General features: G+C 33.6%; 17 protein-coding genes. 7 read left to right on the top strand and 10 right to left on the bottom strand.

Features of this window, described 5'->3' with window-relative positions; translation table 11 throughout:
* The first annotated feature begins 265 nt into the window (after positions 1 to 265).
* Both P7122_RS11770 and P7122_RS11775 read left to right on the top strand, forming a co-directional pair.
* The gene (locus P7122_RS11770) at positions 266 to 4,948 is read left to right on the top strand and encodes a M14 family zinc carboxypeptidase (RefSeq protein ID WP_278006000.1); all 4,683 of its coding nucleotides are present in this window, start codon (positions 266 to 268) and stop codon (positions 4,946 to 4,948) included.
* Positions 4,949 to 5,154: 206 nt separating this feature from the next.
* On the top strand, positions 5,155 to 10,689 hold the full coding sequence (locus P7122_RS11775) for a DUF8202 domain-containing protein (RefSeq protein WP_278006001.1): 5,535 nt from the start codon (positions 5,155 to 5,157) through the stop codon (positions 10,687 to 10,689).
* An 85-nt stretch (positions 10,690 to 10,774) separates the two neighbouring features.
* Here P7122_RS11775 and hisS read toward each other — a convergent pair whose 3' ends face one another.
* Positions 10,775 to 12,145 carry a histidine--tRNA ligase gene (gene hisS / locus P7122_RS11780; protein ID WP_278006002.1) on the bottom strand — a complete coding sequence of 457 codons (1,371 nt, stop codon included), beginning with the start codon at positions 12,143 to 12,145 and terminating at the stop codon, positions 10,775 to 10,777.
* Positions 12,146 to 12,313: 168 nt separating this feature from the next.
* Between hisS and P7122_RS11785 the strand changes: the two genes are divergently transcribed.
* Entirely contained in the window at positions 12,314 to 13,555 is a 1,242-nt protein-coding gene (locus P7122_RS11785) for an ABC transporter permease (RefSeq protein ID WP_278006003.1), read from the top strand.
* A 59-nt stretch (positions 13,556 to 13,614) separates the two neighbouring features.
* Positions 13,615 to 13,737 (top strand): hypothetical protein, encoded by a 123-nt coding sequence (locus P7122_RS11790; RefSeq protein WP_278006004.1) that lies wholly within the window; start codon positions 13,615 to 13,617, stop codon positions 13,735 to 13,737.
* A 4-nt stretch (positions 13,738 to 13,741) separates the two neighbouring features.
* Here P7122_RS11790 and P7122_RS11795 read toward each other — a convergent pair whose 3' ends face one another.
* From P7122_RS11795 to rpsF, 5 genes are all read right to left on the bottom strand, one after another.
* Complete coding sequence (locus tag P7122_RS11795) at positions 13,742 to 14,215, bottom strand: DUF6495 family protein (RefSeq protein ID WP_278006005.1); 474 nt, start codon at positions 14,213 to 14,215, stop codon at positions 13,742 to 13,744.
* Between the two features lie 5 nt (positions 14,216 to 14,220).
* Positions 14,221 to 15,093 carry a glycerophosphodiester phosphodiesterase family protein gene (locus tag P7122_RS11800; RefSeq protein ID WP_278006006.1) on the bottom strand — a complete coding sequence of 291 codons (873 nt, stop codon included), beginning with the start codon at positions 15,091 to 15,093 and terminating at the stop codon, positions 14,221 to 14,223.
* Between the two features lie 132 nt (positions 15,094 to 15,225).
* The gene (gene rplI / locus P7122_RS11805) at positions 15,226 to 15,675 is read right to left on the bottom strand and encodes a 50S ribosomal protein L9 (RefSeq protein ID WP_278006007.1); all 450 of its coding nucleotides are present in this window, start codon (positions 15,673 to 15,675) and stop codon (positions 15,226 to 15,228) included.
* Between the two features lie 12 nt (positions 15,676 to 15,687).
* Positions 15,688 to 15,987 (bottom strand): 30S ribosomal protein S18, encoded by a 300-nt coding sequence (gene rpsR, locus P7122_RS11810; RefSeq protein WP_171032511.1) that lies wholly within the window; start codon positions 15,985 to 15,987, stop codon positions 15,688 to 15,690.
* A complete protein-coding gene (gene rpsF / locus P7122_RS11815) occupies positions 15,987 to 16,325 on the bottom strand; it encodes a 30S ribosomal protein S6 (protein WP_138434238.1) in 339 nt (112 codons plus the stop codon). The genes rpsR and rpsF overlap by 1 nt, the downstream gene beginning before the upstream one ends.
* Positions 16,326 to 16,527: 202 nt before the next feature.
* On the opposite strand from rpsF, the gene P7122_RS11820 reads away from it, so the two are divergent.
* A complete protein-coding gene (locus tag P7122_RS11820; protein ID WP_076620930.1) occupies positions 16,528 to 17,223 on the top strand; it encodes a LytR/AlgR family response regulator transcription factor in 696 nt (231 codons plus the stop codon).
* Between the two features lie 78 nt (positions 17,224 to 17,301).
* On the opposite strand, the gene priA is transcribed toward P7122_RS11820, so the two are convergent.
* Genes priA through nadC form a run of 3 tightly spaced genes read right to left on the bottom strand, consistent with a single transcriptional unit; the run spans position 17,302 to position 21,645 of the window.
* A complete protein-coding gene (gene priA / locus P7122_RS11825; protein WP_278006008.1) occupies positions 17,302 to 19,755 on the bottom strand; it encodes a replication restart helicase PriA in 2,454 nt (817 codons plus the stop codon).
* Positions 19,756 to 19,779: 24 nt separating this feature from the next.
* Positions 19,780 to 20,739, bottom strand: coding sequence for a YihY/virulence factor BrkB family protein (locus tag P7122_RS11830; protein WP_278006009.1), 960 nt, complete (start codon positions 20,737 to 20,739; stop codon positions 19,780 to 19,782).
* 48 nt (positions 20,740 to 20,787) lie between these two features.
* Positions 20,788 to 21,645 (bottom strand): carboxylating nicotinate-nucleotide diphosphorylase, encoded by an 858-nt coding sequence (gene nadC / locus P7122_RS11835; protein WP_278006010.1) that lies wholly within the window; start codon positions 21,643 to 21,645, stop codon positions 20,788 to 20,790.
* Between the two features lie 189 nt (positions 21,646 to 21,834).
* Between nadC and rlmH the strand changes: the two genes are divergently transcribed.
* Positions 21,835 to 22,308, top strand: coding sequence for a 23S rRNA (pseudouridine(1915)-N(3))-methyltransferase RlmH (gene rlmH, locus P7122_RS11840; protein WP_278006011.1), 474 nt, complete (start codon positions 21,835 to 21,837; stop codon positions 22,306 to 22,308).
* 34 nt (positions 22,309 to 22,342) lie between these two features.
* On the opposite strand, the gene hpf is transcribed toward rlmH, so the two are convergent.
* A complete protein-coding gene (gene hpf / locus P7122_RS11845) occupies positions 22,343 to 22,642 on the bottom strand; it encodes a ribosome hibernation-promoting factor, HPF/YfiA family (RefSeq protein WP_278006012.1) in 300 nt (99 codons plus the stop codon).
* 160 nt (positions 22,643 to 22,802) lie between these two features.
* On the opposite strand from hpf, the gene P7122_RS11850 reads away from it, so the two are divergent.
* Positions 22,803 to 23,378 (top strand): non-canonical purine NTP diphosphatase, encoded by a 576-nt coding sequence (locus P7122_RS11850; RefSeq protein WP_278006013.1) that lies wholly within the window; start codon positions 22,803 to 22,805, stop codon positions 23,376 to 23,378.
* Positions 23,379 to 23,424 lie beyond the last annotated feature (46 nt).

Below are 23,424 nucleotides of genomic sequence, written 5' to 3' on the forward strand. Positions count from 1 at the left end.
CATAACACTTTTCTTCTTGAAACTTCAAGAGATTACATAATTTCTTTTGTTACAAAAAATGAATTGAAAATTAGATTTTTAAGGGACAATAAAGATAAAAAAAGATAACTAACAGAAAAGTAAAAACACATGCTTTTAAATACTTCAAAAAAAATGTAATCTGACCTTAAAATGCATTTCATCGGTTTTTTTTGCATTTTACGGATGATTTTTGAATTTTTTTGATATATTAGCGCTCAAATTAAATTCATTAAACCCCAAACTAATGAGAAAAATTACCTGCTTAATTGCAATATTCACAATAATGTTGCAATATTCTTTTTCGCAAGAAAATCATTCGAGAATAAAAATTTTAAATCCCTCTCAAGAAACCTTAAATCTATTAGCTGAAGAAGGTATAGATTTAAGATGTGGTGTAAAGCATGTTCAAAATAACTTAATTTTAGACGTCTCTGCGCATGATAAAAGTTTACTACAACAATTCGGTATTACCTATTCTGTAGAAATAGATGATTTAGAAACATTTGAAAGTTTAAGAATAGAAAATGATTTACCGTATGCTAAGTCGCAGCTCGCCCTTGAGAGAGCTCAAAGTTTATCTCAAAAAAATATGCAAACAGCCAAAAGAGGTTCTGTATCAGAAACCTTAATTGAAAGCTATCTGCAATATGGTGAACTTAATGAAAAAGATTGGTCATTACCATCTGAATTCAACTTAGGTTCTATGGGTGGCTGTTTAACTCTTAGTGAAATGGAAACAGAATTGGATAGTATGAGAACATATTCTGTAAGTAACGGTTTAAATATTGTCTCTGCAAAACAAGATGCTTCCTCAACAGGACAAACCACTTGGGGAAACCCTTCTAGTACAATTACAAATAATGGTCTAACATATAATGGTATAGGAACCTCTCGATGGGACCCTAATACTATATATTATGTAAGAATCACTGGTAATGAGTCAACAACACCAGAGGGAACCAAACCTCAAATGCTATTTACCTCTATGATACACTCTAGAGAGGTTAGCGCTTTGATGAATAATATTTATTTTATGTGGTATCTCATCGAAAATTATAATACAGATCCTGCAATTAAAAATTTAGTAGACAATAACGAATTATATTTTGTGCCTGTTGTAAACCCAGATGGTCTTCGTTGGAACGAACATCTTAATCCTTCAGGTACAGGAATGCAACGTAAAAATTTAAGACCTGGAGCTGGTGGAACTAGTAATTCATCTTCGAATAGAGGTGTAGATTTAAATAGAAATTTTGATTATTTCTGGGGAAGTGCAGGATCTGGATCATCAGGAACTGCAAGCAGTGATTCTTACAGAGGACCAAGTGCTGCCTCTGAGCCAGAGACTCAGATTATGGTAGATTTTATATTAAGTAGAAATTTTAAAACAGCGATTTGGAATCATACTTATGCCAACTCAATACCACATCCTTATGGTGGTAATCCGACATTTGTTTCTGGTAGAGAAGATGAAATGCATAAGTGGCATGAGGATATGACTAAATATAATAGATACGTATCTGGTGCTACAATTTTTACTCCTGCAAATGGTATTGCCGACGATTGGATGGTTGGTGGAAGTGCAGATACAAATGGATCTGTTGGTTCTGGCCAGAATATTTTGGCCACTACTCCAGAGCATGGTGGTGAAGGTTTTTGGCCTTCTCCAAGTAGCATTGTCCCTATTGCTAAACGTTCTGTAAGAATTTCTTTAATGGGTGCTTATCATGGAGGTAAGTATGCCGTATTTCACGATTTAACTCAAAGTGATATTAATAGCACATCTGCTAACTTAGATTTTGCAATAGAAAGAGTAGGTCAGACAGCCAGTAATTTTACACTTAACGTAACACCTATTTCTTCTAACATAACAAACATTACTCCTCCTGCTACACAGACAGGAATGGCAATTTTAGAACAGCGTAATGTTAGTGCTTCAATTACTTTAGATCCTAGCATTCAGCCAGACGATAAGATTGCTTATAAAATTCAACTTTCTAATGATGATGGTGTTTTTTATGAAGCTAATATTGAAAAGTATTATCAGCCATCTGTTTTATTTTCTCATGATGCAGATACTGACGGATTAACAGGTTGGACAAATTCTGGATGGAGCAACTCTTCTGCAGACGCATACTCTGGATCTAATGCATTAAGAACCGGAAACACCGCACCTTACGCAAACAACACAACCAAAACACTAACCACTACAGGTAGCTATGATTTATCTAGTTCTTCTGAAGTTTTAATTCAATTTTACTCAAAATGGGATATTGAACGTAATTTTGATTTGGTTGAGTTTCAAGCATCAACTAATGGATCTACATGGACAACTTTAAATGGAAAGTACTCCAAACCAAAATCTTCTTCAAGCACCAACGATCATAATGCAAAGGGCGCATCAGATGAAGCATTCCAAGATAATAATAGTTCTGGACACATTTATGATGGAGACCGAATGGATAAATGGATTATGGAAGAAGTAACTATTAATAGCTCTGAAAACAGCACATTTTTTGAAGCTCCTAGTGTACAATTTAGATTTAGAATGCGTACCGATTCTGGAAACGAATTTGAAAACTATTCTGCAAATGGAGAAGGCTTCTTTTTTGATAACTTTAAAATTATAGGCCTTACAATTCCTTGTGAAACTACTGTGCCAACAAATCTAGATTCTAATTCAGTAACAGCATCTAGCGCAGAAATTACTTGGGATAATATTCCATCAGCAACCTACGACTTAAGATATCGCGAAGTTGGTACTTCCACATGGATAGAAATTAACGATCATGGAAGTTCTAATTATTCCTTAACCAATTTAGACCCTAACACTGATTATGAAGTACAAGTAAGAAGTAGATGTATATCTTCAACCTCTGAATACACAGACCTTACAACTTTTACAACAACTGATTTAACCTATTGTTCATCTACAGCAACAGATACAAATTTTTATTTTGCAATAAACAGAGTTCAACTTAATACTATTGATAACACCTCTGGTGATGCATTATATACTGATTTTACCGGTTTAAGTACTACCCTTTCTAAAGACACAAATTATTCAATAAGTATTACACCTCAGTATAATATTACAACAAGTTATAATTTAGGCTATTCTGTATGGATAGATTATAACAGAGATGGGGATTTTGAAGATGCTGGTGAGCAAATTTTCACTGCAGGTCCAGTAAGTGGAGACTCTGTAAAATCAGGTAATTTTACAGTTCCTTCTAATATTGCGACAGGAAACGTAAGAATGAGAGTAGCATTAAAGTACAATGATGTTCCTGACCCTTGTGAAACCTTTACTTATGGTGAAGTTGAAGACTACACAATATATTTATTTAATGGTTTATTATACAGTAGCTCTACTTGGACACCTAGTGCGCCAACAGATTTAACAGGAGCTGAGGATATTATGATTTTAGACGGATCATATAATACCTCCTCAAATATTGAAGTTAATAGCGTTACTGTAGCTTCAGGCGCAACTTTTAATGTTAGTAAAGAAAATGCAATAACTGTTAATGGAAATATTTCTAATAGCGGAGACTTTATAATGCATTCAGATTCAGATGAATTTTCAAGCCTTCTTCTATCAGGAAGTGCTTCAGATAACTTAAAATATAATCGACATGTCAACTCTAATACTAACAGAAATGATTTAGTTGCTCCGCCTTTTAGTGGAGAGAGTTTTGTAGATTTTATTTCTAACAACTCTAACATCCTCTCCAATGCTGGCGAAACACTTTATCTATTTGGCCCTTTTGACAAAACTACAAGTGACTATCTAACGTATTCTAATACAGAAGTAAGCACTTTAGATGCTGGTAAAGGATACAGAACAGCTTCTACAGACAATAGCACATTTACATTTACAGGTGCAGTAACTACAGAGACTGTTAATGTTCCTATTGCAAAAACCGGTTCTACTTACGAGATATGGAATTTAATAGGAAACCCATACCCTTCTTACATAAGATTAGAAGATTTCTTAACAGCTAACATATCAGAATTTGATTCATCTACAGCTGCTGTTTATGGCTATGATGCAGACAATTCTAACGGGAGTTATTGGACCATTTGGAATTTTGCTTACGCTTCTGCTAATCCAAACACTCTTATTGCTCCAGGACAAGGTTTCTTTGTGTCTTCAAAAGATGGAGGTGGTAATGTTTCCTTTACAACTGCAATGCAAACTTCTGGAAGCTCTGATGATTTTATATCTGGAAGAAACAATAATACTCCAGAGTTTGGAAGCATCGTATTAACATCTGCTGAGAAAAATTTTAGCACAGATATATACCTTACCAATACCTCATCTCTAGGATTAGATCTTGGCTATGATGCAAGTCATTTTAATAACGCTCCATCAGATTTTGCAATCTACTCTGAATTAGTAAATGAAAACGAAGGAAAAGATATGGCTATACAAGCTATTAATTTTAATGACGCTAACGACAGCACTATTATTCCTCTTGGTGTCAATGCTAGTCAAGGTGAGCAAGTAACTATAAGCTTAACCAACTCAAGCATTAATACCAATGTATACCTAGAAGATGCTGTTACAAATACATTTACATTATTAAACGAATCTGAATATACATTTACACCTTCATCATCAATTTCTGATACTGGTAGATTTTATTTAAGATTTAGCAACCAAACGCTATCTAATAATGAATCTAATATAGAAATACTGCAGATTTATAGCAATAATGATAAGATAGTCATTAAAGGAACATTGACATCCGAAACTCAAGCAGCCCTTTTTGACATGCAAGGAAGACTTGTTTTTAGAAACAAACTAAACAACAGAAGTGCTATAAATACACTTAGCACAACAAATATTAGTTCTGGAGTTTATTTATTAAAAATTTCAGACAACATTTCAAGTACATCTAAAAAAGTAATTATTAAGTAAAAAAATAGCTTAAAATAGTATAACAAAGCCGAGAATTTTATCTCGGCTTTGTTTTTTCCATACAACCCATTTATCATACCATTCAACGACAAAAAACACTCTTTAAACTACACTGCCCTGCATTTTGTCGGTTTTTTTTGCATTTCACGGATAAAATAATTATGTTTGTCCAGAATTTAGTCCCAAAAACTAAAATTTAACCGCTTATGAGAACAATTACCAAAACCGTGATTAGGTATGCAATTTTTGTATGTGCAATTTTGTTTACCACATTAATCTTTTCGCAAACTTGTGGCTCTACTATATCAACCTTTCCTTATTCCCAAAATTTTGAATCTGGTTCAGGTTCATGGACGCAAGGAGGAGGAGATAACTTTAACTGGACTAGAAATTCTGGAGGAACCCCTTCTTCTAACACAGGACCTTCATCTGGTGATGGTGATACATGGTATATGTATATAGAGGCTTCTAACCCAAATTTCCCAAGTCGATCAGCTCATTTTGATAGCCCTTGCTTTAATATAACTTCTGTAGGTTCCGCTTCATTTAGCTATAGCTACCATATGTATGGAGCTAACGTTGGGACATTAAGCGTGTTAATAAGTACAGATAATGGTGCAAGCTTCCCTACAACACTGAGAACATTTTCCGGTAATTTAGGTAATGTTTGGAATCAAGATTCTATAGATTTATCGGCTTATATAGGGCAAACCATAAAGCTAAGGTTTAGAGCTATAAGTGGTAACTCTGGAAGCAACGGTTGGAGTAGCGATATAGCTATAGATAATGTAAACTTCACAGCTGTATCTCCAGCTCCTGAAATTAATATTACTGGAAACGGAAATAGCATAGCAGATGGTGATACCACACCTTCCTTATCTGATTACACAGACTTTGGCTACGCTGACATTTCCAGCGGTACAAAAGAAAACACCTTTATAATTGAAAATACTGGTGGCTCAAACACATTAAATTTAATTGGTGTTTCACCATATGTTACTATTGGTGGTACAAATGCTACTGATTTCACAGTAACTACAATACCTTCTAGTAGTATTGCATCAGGTTCTAACACTACTTTTGCAATTACTTTCAACCCAAGCGGTGCTGGTTTAAGAACAGCCACTGTAACGATATTAAATGATGATAGTGATGAGAATCCTTATAACTTTAATATACAAGGTAGAGGGTTCACGGCATTAGCCTGTGACGAATACATATTGCACAATGCCACATTTGAAAGTGATCAAAATGGTTGGACTTCTGGAGGAAGTGACGCATCAAGAGTTACCGACGCTACTTGGTCTTATGACGGTAGCCATAGCTTAAGAGTTAGAGATAACTCAGGAAATGCTTCAGCTTTTAACTCTCCAACGTTTGAATTATACTACTATGATAAAGTAGATTTTAAATTCTTCTTTGCTCCAGATAGCGTAGAAAATGGAGAAGAATTCCTTATAGAATATAGTCCAGATGGAGGTACAACCTGGACATATTCTCAAAGTTTCGAAGGTGGTACAGTATCTTCAAAAGATGCTGATTTTGAAACAACAACTACAGCTATATTTTACAGTAAAACAGTTACACTAAGAAGTGATTTACACCAAATAGGAACTAGCAACGGTCGTTTTAGAATTAGAGCGAACGCTAGTGATGATGATGATGAAATTTTTATAGATAATATAACCATTACAGGTACAACCTATTGCGACATTACCGAAGCTCCTGGTGGAGTTGCCAATAATTTAGACCTTTGGCTAAAAGCCGATATGTTAGACGGAAGCAGTGAAGGCATAAATGGTTCTTTAGTTAATACATGGATAGATAATGGTAAAGGCAATGATGCTAAAACTGTTGTTACAGGACAAGAACCTGTATACAGAAATAATACAACAAGAAACTTTAACTTCAATCCTGTTATAGATTTTGAAAATAACAATTCTACTGCAAATAGAGACATGACCTATATTATTAACGATGGTAGTAGAGATGAACTCTCAGGTACTGGAGGTTTTAATAGTACTGATATGTTTGTGGTATTAATGCCAGATCCTACTGTAACAACTAGTATGATTCCGCTAGATACATTTACAAGTACAGACCCTTCCGTTAACGATACCCAAACAGAAGATGTTACAGGTTTTGGTTATGGTGGATATAGTGCCAGATTTACTGGTGAATACTTTGCTTATTGTATTGGAGTTACTTCAGGAACCAGTGGTGGACCTGGTTATGGTAGAGCTGATACCTCAGGTAGTCATGATTATAATCAAATTAGTATCGTAAACATTAGAAATAATGATTCAGATACTGGAACTGAACTTTATCTCAACGCAAATCAAGTTGGAGATACCACCAACGATGCGGCTGACTTTGCTTCTGTTAACAACACAAGATTTTGGCTTGGAAGAAGTCAATATTGGAATGGAAGTTTTGATGGAAGAATTGCAGAAGTTGTAACTTATTCTATAACAAATAACGACAGCGATTTAACACAAGCCAGAAACAGAATTCAGTCCTATCTAGCTGTTAAATATGGTATTACCCTAGGAACAAATGGAACATCCCAAGACTATGTAGATAGTGATGGTACAGTTATTTGGGATCAATCTGCAAATTCAGGTTACAATTATGACATTGCAGGTATTGGTAGAGATGATATTTCAGAGTTAAACCAAAAACAGTCTAGTAGTGTCAATGATGCTACAGACGGAACAGGTCTTACTGAAGGAATCTTAACATTTGGACTTACAGACATCTATGATACCAACACAGAAAACAAATCTTCAAACCCAACAACCCTAAATGATAAAGAATATTTAATGTGGGGAAATAATGGTGCTGATCTTAACCTTTCTGCGTCAACGGTAACAGTTAATATGAGTTCTGATATAACTCCTTCCCTAACCACTAATGTAAGCTTTACTGCTATGCAACGTATTTGGAAAGTTGTTGAGAATGGTGGAGATATTCCAACTGTAAAAGTTAGAATACCTCAAAATGCAATAAGAAACATATCACCTCCTGGTAATTACTACATGTTTATTTCTAACACAGGTATCTTTGATCCTACTGCAAACTATAGAGTTATGAGCTCTGATGGTAATGGAAACCTAGAAGCTGAATACGATTTTGACGGTACAAAGTATATTACTTTTGGGTATGCACCACAAGTTGAAGTTGTTCGCTCAATCCATTTTGATGGCTCTGGAGATTATATAGACATTGAAAACAATCTAAACTTAGACCCTTCTGGATTTACAGTCTCTGCTTGGATAAAGCGTGATGCTGCAGATTCTGGCACAAAATCAATATTATCAAAAAGAGACTTAACTTTTACTCAAGGTTACGACTTAAGGATATTAGATGATAATAGAATAGAAGCATATTGGAAAAATGGTACAGATCAAATAACTGTATCTAATACAAGTATCCCAGATGATCAATGGCACCATGTATCGGTTATATACAATGGCACAACCGCATCTATATACATAGATGGTGTGCTAGATAAAAATGAGGCAAAAACAGCTCCAACTACAACAAACGATTCTTTCTTAATTGCTGCTGCAGGTAAAAATACTACTACGCAACATTTTAGAGGAAATATTGATGAAGTAAGAGTTTGGAATACAGTTCTAACTGAGGATCAATTAAGATTTGTAATGAATCAAGAAATTGAAGAAAACGCTGGTCAGGTTATGGGTACTGTATTACCAACTTCGATAACAAAAAATGATATTAATGCCGTACCATGGAGCGACTTAGCAGGCTACTACCCTATGTCTGTTTACACATACACAAACACAGATGATGCTTCTGGAAATGGTAATCAAGGTGCATTGAGAAACCTAGATACTGTTGACAGACAAACAGCACCATTACCATACGAATCAACTCAAAATGGTGATTGGGACACTAACGCTACTTGGGTGAACGGAGACGTTCAATACACTCCAGGTACTGCTTCTATAGTTGACCCAAGTGTTACCGTAAATTGGAACATTGTTAGAACCGCTCACAATGTCACAATGGACAACAGTACATTACCTGCTGGCAACAATGAAAACAGAAATGTTTTAGGGTTATATGTTGATGCAAATACACTAACCCTAAATGGAGACAATACTACAAATACAGGTAGTGGCATTACAGTATCTCATTATCTAAATTTAACCAGCAAAATTGACCTAGAGGGAGATTCTCAGCTTATACAAACAGAAGATAGTGACTTGCTAGTTGGCATTAATGGTGAACTTGAAAAAGATCAGCAAGGTACTGCAGACACTTACACCTACAATTACTGGTCATCTCCTGTTGGCGATGTAGACACTGCAATAAACAATTATCGTTATTCTGTACAAGATGTAATGTTTGATGGAAGTAATCCTGTTAACTTTTCGAGTTCTGGTTACGATGGTGCAGACACAAACCCAATAAGAATTGCAGATTATTGGATTTGGAAATTTGCAAATTTACCAAGTGATGACTACTCTGCTTGGCAACATGTAAGACGAACAGGTACTATATATGCCGGAGAAGGTTTCACCATGAAAGGTCCAGACTCTGGTGGTATATTAGACGATCAAAATTATGTTTTCTTAGGACGACCAAACAATGGAGATATTAGTTTAACAATTAACGTTGATAATGATTACTTAATTGGCAACCCTTACGCTTCATCATTAGATGCTAACGAATTTATTTTAGACAATCCTAATACTACAGGAGCACTTCAGTTCTGGGAACATTGGGGTGGAGGATCTCATGTCTTACAACAATATCAAGGTGGATATGCAATTTATAACCTTTCTGGAGGTGTACCAGCACCAGCACCAGATCCAGATGTTGCTCAAGTTGGTGTAGGTACAAAAACACCAGGTAGATACGTACCTGTAAGTCAAGGATTCTTTGTTTCAGGTATTAGCGATGGCACTATAAATTTTGAAAACGATCAACGTGCTTTTACTAAGGAAGGTGGTTCCTCTTCAGTTTTTATGAGATCTGCTAATTCTTCAAACAATCAAAATTCTGAAGCTGTTGATGTAGATGACAGAATGAAATTTAGATTTGGCTACAGAGCATGTAATACTATGCATTTACAGAGAGAACTTCTATTAACTATAGACGAAAACACAACTGAAGGTATAGATTGGGCTTACGATGCTCACCTTAACGAAGACCAAACAGACGATATGTTTTGGATGATTGAAGATGAAAAATTTATTATTCAAGCTAACGATAATGCCAGCCTTACTACTGTATATCCACTCGGAATTAAAACAAGTACAGATGGTGTAAGTACTTTTTCTATCAATGCTCTAGAAAATGTGCCTGATAGTGTAAATATTTTTTTACACGATAAAGCATTAAACGTCTTTCATGATTTAAGAACTAATGCATATGAAATATTCTTAAGTGAAGATGAGTACTTAGATAGATTTGAAATTACCTTTAAAATCATGTCTAACTCACTCGGAATTGATGAGCAAGACATCAGCAGTCTAGATGTATTGTACTCTAATGATAAAGAGAAAATTGTATTAATAAACCCTAATCTTGTAGAGGTAAAATATATAGAACTATTTAATATGCTCGGACAATCTGTCCAAAAATTAGAAAGCATTTCAGAGAGCGGTTACTCTGAATATGATGTTAAGAATTTAAGCACTGGAACTTATGTTATTAAGTTATATACTGTAAGCGGTTCAGTATCGACTAAGAAAGTTTTAGTAAAGTAATTTTTGCCCCAAATCTTAAATCTTAACTACAAAAAAGCCCTGAATTAATTCAGGGCTTTTTAATTTTTATAATATATGTATTACTCTATTTTAGTGTAGATAATAACTCTTGAATATTTAACTTCTCTTGCTCGCCTGTTTTCATATTTTTAAGAGTATAAGTGCCAGAATTTAGCTCCTCCTCTCCTACTAAAACTACATAAGGAATATTACGACGATTAGCATGGGTCATTTGCTTTTTCATTTTAGCACTATCAGGATACAACTCAGCTTTAACACCATGTTGCCTCAAATTAGTTACGGCTTGCAAACAAGCCATAGCTTCTTTCTCACCAAAATTAATGAAGAGTACTTTGGTGGCATCAGTTATTGTTTCTGGGAATAAATTAAGTTCTTCTAAAACCAGGTAAATTCTATCTAAGCCAAAGCTAATTCCTACTCCACTTGTATCTGGTTTTCCAAATATACTTGTTAGATCATCATAACGACCTCCTCCACCAATAGAGCCCATTTTTACACCTTCTGGAGCAGCCACTTCAAAAATTGCACCTGTGTAATAATTAAGTCCTCTGGCTAAAGTAACGTCTAATTGAAGGTTAGCCGTTTTTAATCCTAATTTAGAAATTGAAGCATCTATAAACTCTAATTCTTCAATACCTTTTAGTCCTACTTCAGAGGTGTTTAAAATAGATTTTAAGCTTTCTACTTGCGTACCAAAATCTCCTTCTAATGAGAATAAAGGCTGTAACTTAGAAATACCATCTTCTGAAATGCCTTTGCTGCGCATTTCTTCTTTTACCTTCTCCTCTCCTATTTTATCGAGCTTATCTAAAGCCACTGTAAAATCAATAAGTTTATCTTGAGCTCCAATAACTTCTGCAATACCAGATAAAATTTTACGGTTGTTGATTTTTATAGTAACTCCTTTTAAATCTAAAGCTGTAAACACAGCATCGTACAATTGTACAAACTCAACCTCTTGAAATAACGACGTTGAACCAACAACATCTGCATCACATTGGTAAAATTCTCTAAAACGGCCTTTTTGCGGACGGTCTGCACGCCATACTGGCTGTATTTGATAACGTTTAAACGGAAATTCTATCTCATTTTGGTGTTGTACGACATAACGTGCAAAAGGCACTGTAAGATCATAACGAAGGGCTTTTTCTGAGATTTTAGACGTTATTCTAGTTTCATCTTTTGAAGTATAATCTTCATCAGAAACCTTTTTTAAATAATCACCACTATTCAAAATCTTAAAAATCAAGCGATCTCCTTCATCACCATATTTTCCCATTAAAGTATCTGAGTTTTCAAAACTTGGTGTTTCAATCGGTTGAAATCCGTATAACTCAAATCGCTCTTTTATAATGTTCATTATATAAGAACGTTTTGCAACCTCTACTGCATTAAAATCTCTGGTACCTTTTGGAATACTTGGTTTTTGTGCCATAATATTTCCCACGAAAGTGGGAATCTCTTTTAGTGAAACTTCATATTTAAGTCACAAAAATATTATAATTTTTAGAGGCATACCCAAGTAATTTTAAATTTATAGTAACTTTATGGTGTTTGAGACGTCTTATGGTTTTAAACAATCCAACTAACTTCAAACATTACTATGTTTTCATTAGCTAAAGAGAATGTAAAAATTGCTTTTGGTTCTATAAAAAGCCAGCTACTTCGTACCATTTTAACGGTTTTAATCATTGCTATAGGTATTATGGCATTGGTTGGCATATTAAGTGGTGTATCTGCTTTAGAGAATACTATTTCTAGTAATTTTTCTTCAATGGGTGCTAATACTTTCAATTTTCAACGCTACGAGTTTAGAGCTCAACGTCAAAGCAGTAGAGAGCGTCAGAAAATTAATCCTATTATAAGTTATAGAAACGTAAAAGATTTTATTGACAATTATGACTACCCTTATACTAAAGTTGCGGTTTCTTTTTATGGTTCTGCTACATCTGAAGTAAAATATGAAAACGAAAAGACCGATCCTGAAGTTGCTGTTATTGGTGCAAATGAAAACTATATTGAAAATTCTGGATTAGAAATTGAGAATGGTCGTTCTTTAAATTTTGCTGACGTTGAAAACAACAATACCGTTTGTGTTATTGGTAGCGATTTGCAAAAGGCGCTTTTTCCTAATGAAAACCCAATAGATAAAACGATAAGCGTTAGAGGATCTAAGTTTAAGGTCATTGGAGTTATAAAAGAGAAAGGTTCTACGTTTGGCAACAATCAAGACTTAACTGTAATACTACCAATACAAAAAGCACGATCTATCTTTACCAACGCAAATATAAACTACACTCTAAGTGTTAAAGTAGATAAAACAGATATGCTCGAAGGTGCTCAAGATGATGCTATTCTAACCTTTAGAAATGTACGCGGCCTCAATCCTGTTGAAGAAAATAATTTTGGTATAGAGCGAAGTGATGATTTACTAAACCGTGCTGCTGAAAACACTTTTGCTTTATATGTTATTGCTTGGGTAATTAGTATTATTACCATTGTTGGCTCAACAATAGCGCTATTAAATATTATGTTGGTTTCTGTTACTCAGCGTACTAGAGAGATTGGTATTAGAAAGGCTCTAGGTGCAAAAAGAAGAACAATAGCTTTTCAATTTTTTATTGAGACCATCATTATTGGACAACTTGGTGGAATTTTAGGTATTATTTTGGGTATTCTGATTGGTTGGGGAATAGCAGCTGCTTTTGAATTAGAATTTTCAACACCTTGGGTAGCCATGATTTGGGCAACTAGCATTGCTTTTATTGTAGCTATTATTTCTGGCTCTTATCCTGCTACAAAAGCAGCAAAATTAGATCCTATAGAATCTCTTAGATACGAATAATTATGCTAAAGTTTTTTAATCGAATAAATAATTTTATCCGAAATCTACTTCTTGATGATGTGGATAAAGATTATGGACGACCTCTTCCCTATCACAGAAAGTTTGGTTCTGTAGAAAGACAAAAAAATGATATAAAACAAAAACGTGTTAAAGAACGTGAAGAACAAAGTAGAGGCTTTTAAACTACTACTGTCTTATAAGTTTTTCAAAATACTGAAATAAGTCTCCCTTAGTGATATTAGCTCCTTGTTGAATTAGCTTAAAAATATCCTGGTGCTTATCTTCTGAGTAGTCTTTCTTTGCGTTGAAAAATTCGATATCATCAGACAACAAGTTATCTCGCAGCCATTGAAATCCTTCTTTAGTCGTTAAATCTGCCTTATCTTCTTTTAACTTAATTGCTATGAGGTGCATATCGTTTTCTCTGCATTTAAAAAGATGAATCTGATTTGGAGAAATATGCTCTAGGTATTCTACCTTACTCAATACACCATACCAAACCAAGTCGCTAAATACATCTAGCTCTTGTTCTGCAGCCTCTGGTTTATTTTTTTTTATATCCTCCCACTCATCAGCAGTTATAGATTGTGTTGCCAAGAAATTAATAAATTCCTGGTGTAACTCTTCAAATTGTTCTTTTGTTAATCTTGCGTATTTCATCAGAATTAATTGTTTATTGCTTTATGTGCTTCAAAAGGTCTGTCTGTAGCTAAAATATCTACTCCTAATTTCTTCCACTGTAGATATAGTTTTTCTCCTTTGGCTTCTGCTTGTTTATCTAAGTTGCCTAATGTACCCAAAATGCAAACGATATCATTATCATGAAGCCTTTGATATAGAGATTTATCCGACAAACGCGTTCCTGTAAAAGCAAGCATGTTTTCTGTTGGTATATTAGCTTTTAATAATCTATCAAACTCTTCATCATTTCTTGCAGAAACCGAAAGTAATAGGTCTGGTGCCAGACTGTGAGCTGATTTTGCTTGCTCAACATCGTATGTTATAATAATACTTATATCTTTTGCTTCTGCCTTTTCTATAGCCTTTATTACATCTTTTTGGCTTACACTTCTCTTAATATCAATTGTTAAAATAACGTTGTTTGCCTTGCTCCATTTTAAAACTTCAGAAAATAAAGGAATCTTATAATTGGTTTGGTTTCCATAGTCATCAACTAAACTATACTTTTTTAATTCTTTATAAGTAAGATTCTTCACCAAACCGCTTCCATTTGTGGTTCTATCAATAGAATTATCATGCATTAAGACTAAAGATCCATCTTTGGTTTGTGCAATATCGATTTCAAAAATTGCCGAAATACTATCGTTCACATACCTTAGGGTTTCTAAGCTGTTTTCAGGATAATGCTTGATGCCTTTTCCGCCTCTATGCACACTAATACTCGGATAATTAGTTTTTGAAGCTCTAAACACTTCAATGAGTTTAGATTTTTGCACCTGCTCTAACCCTGTATTTGACTTAGAGTCTTTACAAGCTACAACTCCTAAAATGAGAAATAAAAAAAAGATTTTTTTCATGATGAAAAAGATGAAATTCTGCACTAGACCAGAATTAATTCAACATTATACCTTAATAAAATATAGGTTTTATTAATAAAAAAACCGCTTAGGAAACTAAACGGTTTTTATAAATATTAAATTTTGAAAATATTAAGCTTCTGCTACTACTTCAAAAGGAAAATCTATAGTTACTTCTCTGTGTAATCTAATTACAGCATTGTATTTTCCTAAACGCTTTACGTTACCTCCAATTACGTTGATATATTTTTTATCAATGTCGTGACCTTCGTTTTGTAAAGCTGCTGCTAAATCTATATTGTTTACAGATCCAAAAAGCTTATCGCCAGCACCTACTTTAGAAGAAATTTTAACTTCTAATTCTGCTAACGCATTAGCTGTTTTTTGTGCAGCCTCTATAATTGACTTTTCTTTAAATGCACGTTGCTTTAAAGTTTCAGCTAAAACCTTTTTAGCTGAAGCTGTAGCCATTACAGCATGTCCTTGAGGAATTAAAAAGTTTCTACCATAACCGCTCTTTACTGTTACAATATCGTCTTTAAATCCTAAATTCTCAACGTCTTGTTTTAATATAAGTTCCATTGTTATGATATTTTATTTTAATAAATCAGCAACATATGGCATTAAGGCTAAGTGTCTAGCTCTTTTTACTGCCACAGATACTTTTCTTTGGTATTTTAAAGAAGTTCCTGTTAAACGTCTTGGTAACAATTTACCTTGCTCGTTTACAAAGCTTAATAAGAAATCTGGATCTTTGTAATCTATATACTTAATACCAGACTTTTTAAAACGACAATACTTCTTCGTCTTTTGAGTCTCTATATTTAATGGTGTAAGATATCTAATCTCACCATCTTTTTTTCCTTTTGCTTGTTGTTCTATTGATGACATAATTAAGCTTTTTGTTTGTTTCTTTGTCTTCTCTTCTCAGCCCAAGCAATTGCGTGCTTGTCTAATTTTACAGTTAAGTAACGCATAAAACGCTCATCACGTCTAAACTCTAATTCTAAAGTTTCAATAACTTCACCAGCTACTTGGTACTCAAATAAGTGATAAAAACCACTTTTTTTGTTTTGAATTGGGTAAGCTAATTTTTTTAAGCCCCAATCTTCTTTGGCTATCATCTTTGCTCCTTTAGAAACGAGGAAATCCTCATATTTCTTAACTGTCTCCTTTATCTGATCTTCAGATAAAACGGGATTCAAGATGAAAACAGTTTCATAATGATTCATAATTAATTATATTTGTTTATTGTTAAAACGGCTGCAAAAATACACATTATTTCTAATTCTAGCAACGTTTTACACTGTAAAGTTTCTAACAATTTCCACAATAATTATTATGTTAAATTTTACTGTTTGTCGGTAAAATTTGTTTTTTAACCGAAAATATTGTACTATTGTCGATATCTTAACCTAATAAAATATTAATGTTATGACTTTAAACTGTGTAGTTGTTGATGATTCTGCGATTCAGCGCCTCTCTATAGTAAAGTTAATTGAGAATCATTCCTCACTTAATCTTATTGCAGAGTATAGCAGTGCGTTAGAAACAAAAAACGGTCTTAATACCCACAAAGTAGATCTTATCTTTTTAGATATTGAAATGCCTGTATTAAACGGTTTTGAACTCCTAGATGTACTTAACAACAAACCCCAAATTATTTTTGTTACTGGTAAAACCGAATATGCTTTTAAAGCATTTAATTACGATGCTACCGACTATCTTCAAAAACCTATCACCAAAGAACGTTTTAATACTGCTGTTGAAAAAGCTATTGAGCAGCATAAGTTAAAATTAGACTTTAACGAAACTGATGGTGAACACATCTTCGTAAAAAGTAACCTTAAAAAACGTAAGGTATACATTAAAGATATTAAATGGATTGAAGCTTTAGGCGATTACGTAAAAGTTGTAACAGAAGAAAACAGCCTTGTAGTACTATCTACAATGAAGGCTTTTGAAAAAGAATTACCCGAAGGGAAATTTTTAAGAATTCATAAATCCTATATTGTGAATTTAGACAAAATTGATCGCTTTAATAGTAAAAATGTTGAAGTAGGTGCTTATGAGATTCCTTTGAGTCGAAATAAGAAAACACAATTAGTAGATGCTTTGAATAATATGTAGAACAACTACTCTTTTCTAATATCTCTACTAACATTGATATAAAAAAATCCCAACACTACTGTTGGGATTTTTTTATATCTAATAGTTATCAACATTCAGCACTACTCTAACCGATCTAAAATCCTTAACTGCATTAAAACTGTTATCTATTTTTATAATCGCTTCTTTGGTTTTTGCCAAGGATTGATTTTGCGGAATCTTGATTAAGATGTTTTTATTAAATAAATTACGTATTCTGGAAATTGGAGGAAACTCTGGTCCTAAAACATTTGCTTTAAACACCTGTCTCAAAGACTTAGCATACCAATCTGCTGCTAGATTAACTCTGTTGTAATCCTTATGCCTTAACGTTATTTTAATTAAACGATAGATTGGTGGATATTTAAAATTGTAACGATCATTCATCTGCTCTGCAAACATCTCTTTGTAAGCATTTGTAGATACTTGTTGCAAAATATTATGATGCGGATTATAAGTCTGAATCAGCACTTTTCCTCTTATATCTGTTCGGCCTGCTCTGCCTGCTACCTGTGTCATTAATTGATAGCTACGCTCATGCGCTCTAAAATCTGGGAAATTGAGTAAGTTATCGGCATTCATAATGCCTACAAGTTTAACCTGCCTAAAATCTAGTCCTTTAGTAAGCATTTGAGTTCCTACTAATATATCTATTTCTTGTTGTTCAAACTTAGAAATGATTCTTTCAAAACCATGCTTTCCTCGTGTAGTATCTAAGTCCATACGAGCCACTTTCTTTTCTGGAAAAAGTGTTTTCACTTCTTCTTCTATCTGTTCTGTACCAAAACCTTTAGTATCTAAGGTAGCGTTACCACATGCCTGACACGCTTTTGGCATTACCGAGTAATAGCCACAATAATGACAACGCAACTGATCTTTGTATTGATGATACGTTAAGCTTACGTCACAATTAGGACATTGTGGTGAGTTACCACAAGTTGTACACTCTACTATTGGCGAAAATCCTCTTCTGTTTTGAAATAAAATAATCTGAAAACCTTCGTCCAAGGTTTCTGTCATTTCTTCAATTAAACGGTCAGAAAAATGACCATTCATGCGTTTACGCTTGTACTTATCTGCCAAATCTACCAGCTCAATATCTGGCATAAGCACATTGTTGAAACGTGTTTTTAATTCTACAAATCCATATTTATTTTGTGTAGCATTAAAATAACTTTCTAGACTTGGTGTTGCTGAGCCCAAAAGTGTTTTTGCCTTGTGTATGTTAGCTAAGACAACGGCTGCATCTCTGGCATGATATCTCGGTGCAGGATCAAATTGTTTGTAGGATTGCTCATGCTCTTCATCTACAATAATCAATCCTAAATTAGAAAACGGCAATAATAAAGCCGAACGTGCACCTATAACCAACTGTGCTTTTTCTAAATTGTTTTTAAGATTTTGCCATACTTCAACACGCTCATTACTAGAATATCTACTATGAAAAACCGCAACCTTTTCGCCAAAATAATCTTGTAGTCGCTGTACCAATTGCGTTGTTAAAGCAATTTCAGGTAGTAGATATAATACTTGCTTTCCAAGATTTAGTTGTTCTTCTATAAGCTTTACATAGATTTCCGTTTTTCCAGAAGATGTTACTCCATGTAATAATGTTACAGACTTTGTATCAAAAGATCCTTTAACCGCTTCAAGTGCTTGGGTTTGTGCGTCACTTAATTGTTTAGTTTGCTCATCTCCTTCTCCTTCAAACTGAACTCTATCGGTTTGTATAAAGTATTCTTGTAAAATGGATTTATCAACCAAGGTTTTTATGATACTTGTTGACGCTCCACTTCGCTCGCTTAATTCTGAAACTTTTATTGGTTTTTGTTCTGAAGCTTCGAGTGTAAACAAGGTTAAAATAACTTCGCGTTGCTTTGGTGCACGACTCAAAATTTCTAAAAGCTCTTGAAGTTTTTCTTCAGATTTATGTGCTTCATGAAGCTTTACATAGCGTACCAATTTGGGTTTATACTTTTCATAAAGTTCTTCTTGCAGCTGCAATACTCCCTTTTCCACCAAACTATTTACTACTGGAAGAATTCGTTTTTTATCTAAAATAGAAACCACATCTTCAATTTTTAAAGATGATTGATATTGCAAGGCTTCGTATATTAAAAATTCATCATCCTTTAAAGTTGCTTCAGAGATTTCAATATTTTCATTTCTAACAAGAACAGTTTCACTTTCTATAATAAAAGCATTTGGCATTGCTGCACGCATTACCTCACCTAAACTACACATATAATAGCCTGCTATCCACTGCCAAAGAATTAACTGTAAATCTGTAACTATTGGCGCTTCATCTAATATTTGATGAATGGTTTTGGCTTCGTAAGCTGTTGGTGGATTGGTATGAATTTTATATGCTAGAGCTGTATAAATTTTGCTTTTACCAAAGGGTACAGCCACTCGCATACCATGTTTTATAAATTGAGCTTCTGCTTCAGTTATATGATAGGTAAACGCTTTTTGAAGCGGTATTGGCAATATGACATCTAGAAAGTAAGTCATCAATGAATCTCTATGGTAGTTTTTTTAATTAGCTTTAATATTATTATTAATCTTTCTTAACAATCGTAATGAGGCATTTAACTCGTAGCCAAGTAGCAAAATATTTGCATTTAGCCATAAGTACAATAATAAAATTAATAGTGCTCCAATAGAACCATATAGCTTGTTGTATTGTGAAAAATTATCGATGTAAATACCAAAAAGATAAGAAGTAAGAATAATCATTAAAGTAGTAAGCAAAGCGCCTACTGAAAAAAATCTGGTATGCCTTCCTTCTTTAGTGCCAAAGTAATATAATGTTGCTGTTGCCAGATACACCATAATTACAAAGAACATGTATTTTGCAAAAATAATCCAACCTACTCCTTGGCTATTGTCTCCCAACACCTCACCACTAAAACTTTCGTAAATAGGACTTAAAATGTATATCTGAAAATATCCAAAAACAGCAACTGTTAAAAGCACAAGAATTGCCAAAATCAACGCTACACCAAGTGCATACATGTATTGCTGAAACACATTACGTGTTAATTGCTCGTGATACGAGTTTTCGAAACCAGAAAATACAGCATTTACACCATTTGCCATTAACAACATGGATAACAGAAACACCGAAGACAATAATCCTGCACCAGAGCCACCACTTATGTTTTCAAAAATATTGGCAAAAAAGAATTCTGATGTTTGTGGTGGTAAAAAATCATTAAGAAAACGTTCAAACTCAACCTGAAATCCATCAATTGGAATGTAAGGCATTACAATAATAACAAATAATAGAAAAGGAAAAATAGCTGTAAAAAAACTAAATGCAATAGCACTGGCTCGTGTGGTAAGTGCACCTTTTACAATACCCATTACATAGAGTTCTAACAAGTCGTAGATAGATAAACCTTCAAAACCAGGCAGTCGGATTTCTTTAAAAAACCTAACCAACAGATTGATTACAGGTATTTTATCTAGTTTATCTTCAATATGTTTTGTCATTCAGCTTTAGAGATTTAGACTACTTATATGGTTAGATTTTTAGACTTTCTAGACTGCTTTTAAACTTAAATCCATATTATAAACAGAGTGTGTTAATGCACCAGACGAAATATAATCTACACCACACTCTGCATAGTGTCTTAGAGTTTTTTCGTTAATACCTCCTGAGGATTCTGTAAGACATTGATTTCCTATAAGTTTTACAGCTTTTCTTGTGTCTTCGTAATTAAAATTATCTATAAGAATTCTGTATACTCCACCACAATCTAGAATTTCTTTTATCTCTTCAAGATTACGTGCTTCAACAATAATTTTTAAATCTCTATTTGTATCCTTAAGATATTGTTTAGTCTGCTCAATGGCTTTGGTTACTCCACCTGCAAAATCTATATGATTGTCTTTTAACATAATCATATCATACAATGCAAATCTGTGGTTTTCTCCTCCTCCAATTTTTACAGCCCATTTTTCTATAGCTCTAATTCCTGGTGTCGTTTTTCTTGTATCTAAAATTTTAGTACCTGTACCTTCTAATAAATCCACAAACTTTCTGGTTTTTGTAGCAATAGCACTCATGCGCTGCATGGCATTAAGCACCAAACGTTCTGCCTTAAGGATAGACTGTGAAGACCCTTCTACAAAAAATGCAATATCTCCGTACTTTACTCTGCTTCCATCGGTAATAAGTGTTTCAACCTTCATATTTTTATCTACATAAGCAAACACTTGCTTAGCAAACTCAATACCTGCAATGACACCATTATCTTTTACTAAAAGCTTAGCTTTTCCCGTAGCAGAATCTGGTATACATGCCAAAGAGCTATGATCGCCATCACCTACATCTTCTCTAATGGCATTAGCTATAATTAAATCTATTTCGGTTTGGAATTGTTCTTTTGAAATCATGTGATCTTATATTTAATGTAAAAATAGGAAATTGAAATTTGAAACGTTTAATAAATCTTACGTCAGTTCGAGGGAATTTATGAGCAAAACGAATAAATTTGTATCGAGAACCAGTTGCAAAAGACCTCTCGGTACAATTCAAATTTCAATAGCAATTGAAAATAAAATCACTCGAATTGACAAAAGCATATGAATATTAAACTCATCGCCATAGGCAAAACGGACAACAAAAGCCTTCAGACCTTAATTGAAGATTACAAAAAAAGGCTTAGCCACTATATTAAATTCGAATTTGAGATTATACCAGATCTTAAAAAAGTGAAGCACCTCTCTGAAGACCAACAAAAAGAAAAGGAAGGAGAGCTAATCTTGGCAAAAACTCAAAATTCAGACGTGCTAATTTTGCTAGATGAAAATGGAAAACAGATGGATTCTGTTGCTTTTTCTACATATCTGCAAAAGCACATGAACTCTGGTATAAAAACTTTAATTTTTGTTATTGGCGGACCGTATGGTTTTTCTGAAGAGGTGTATAAAAGAGCCAACGGAAAGTTAGGGTTATCTAAAATGACGTTTTCGCATCAAATGGTTCGTTTATTTTTTACAGAGCAATTATATCGAGGTTTTACAATACTAAAAAACGAGCCTTACCATCATAGATAAAACTCGTTTTTCCTAATTAACACATCAACTAACGTTAATATACTTTATATACTTCTTTTCGCTTTTCTAATTGACGTTTTAGATCACTTATAGTTTGATTTACAGCCAATTCGTATGTATGCTCATTTGAAGTAGCAAAAATTCTTGGTCCTGGTAAGCTAAGTTCTATATTACATATTTTACCTGCTTCGTGGTTTGGATCTTCGTGTTTTATATATACCTGAGCAGAAATAAGGAACTCAAATTTATTTGCTAATTTTTCTAATCTTTCATTAATATAAGCCGATAATGACTCACTTACATCTGTATTTACATATTGAAAATTTACTGTCATAATTCAATTATTTAAATTAATATTTCCTTTTATCTAAGATACAAAATTTAGCCCTTATCATCAACTGATAATTGTCATAAATAATCCCTAATTTCTTCTAAATAAAATGTTATTTAAATTATCCCTTTTAATGAAGTATTTTTGAAAAAAATAAATTGAAATGCAAATCGTTTTCGCCACAAACAATAAAAACAAAATAAAAGAAGTACAATCTTTAATTCCTGAAACTATAGAGCTTTTAAGCCTTGAAGATATTGGTTGCCTCGAATACATACCAGAAACACAACCTACTATTGAAGGCAATGCTATACAAAAAGCTGAATACGTAAAAAACAATTATAACTATGATTGTTTTGCAGATGATACAGGTTTAGAAGTTACAGCATTAAATGGTGAGCCTGGCGTACTTTCTGCACGTTATGCAGGCCCTCAGCGCAATGCAGATGACAATATGAATAAATTGTTATCTCATCTTGAAAACGCTAGTTCTCGCGCAGCACAATTTAAAACCGTTATTGCTTTGCACCTTAATGGTGAACTAAAAACTTTTACCGGAATCTGTAAAGGTGAAATAACAACAGAAAAACAAGGAGAAAAAGGGTTTGGATACGATCCTATTTTTAAAGCTGAAGGCTACAGCCAAACATTTGCAGAAATTTCTTTAGAAGAAAAAAACAAAGTCGGTCATCGTGGCAAAGCAGTAACTCAACTCATTCAATTTTTAAATGAGTTTTAACAGAAAATATATGAATTAATGCACTTTACTGTTATCTTTAAATGTG

It is taken from the genome of Winogradskyella marincola, assembly GCF_029624125.1.
Taxonomy (GTDB): Bacteria; Bacteroidota; Bacteroidia; order Flavobacteriales; family Flavobacteriaceae; genus Winogradskyella; species Winogradskyella marincola.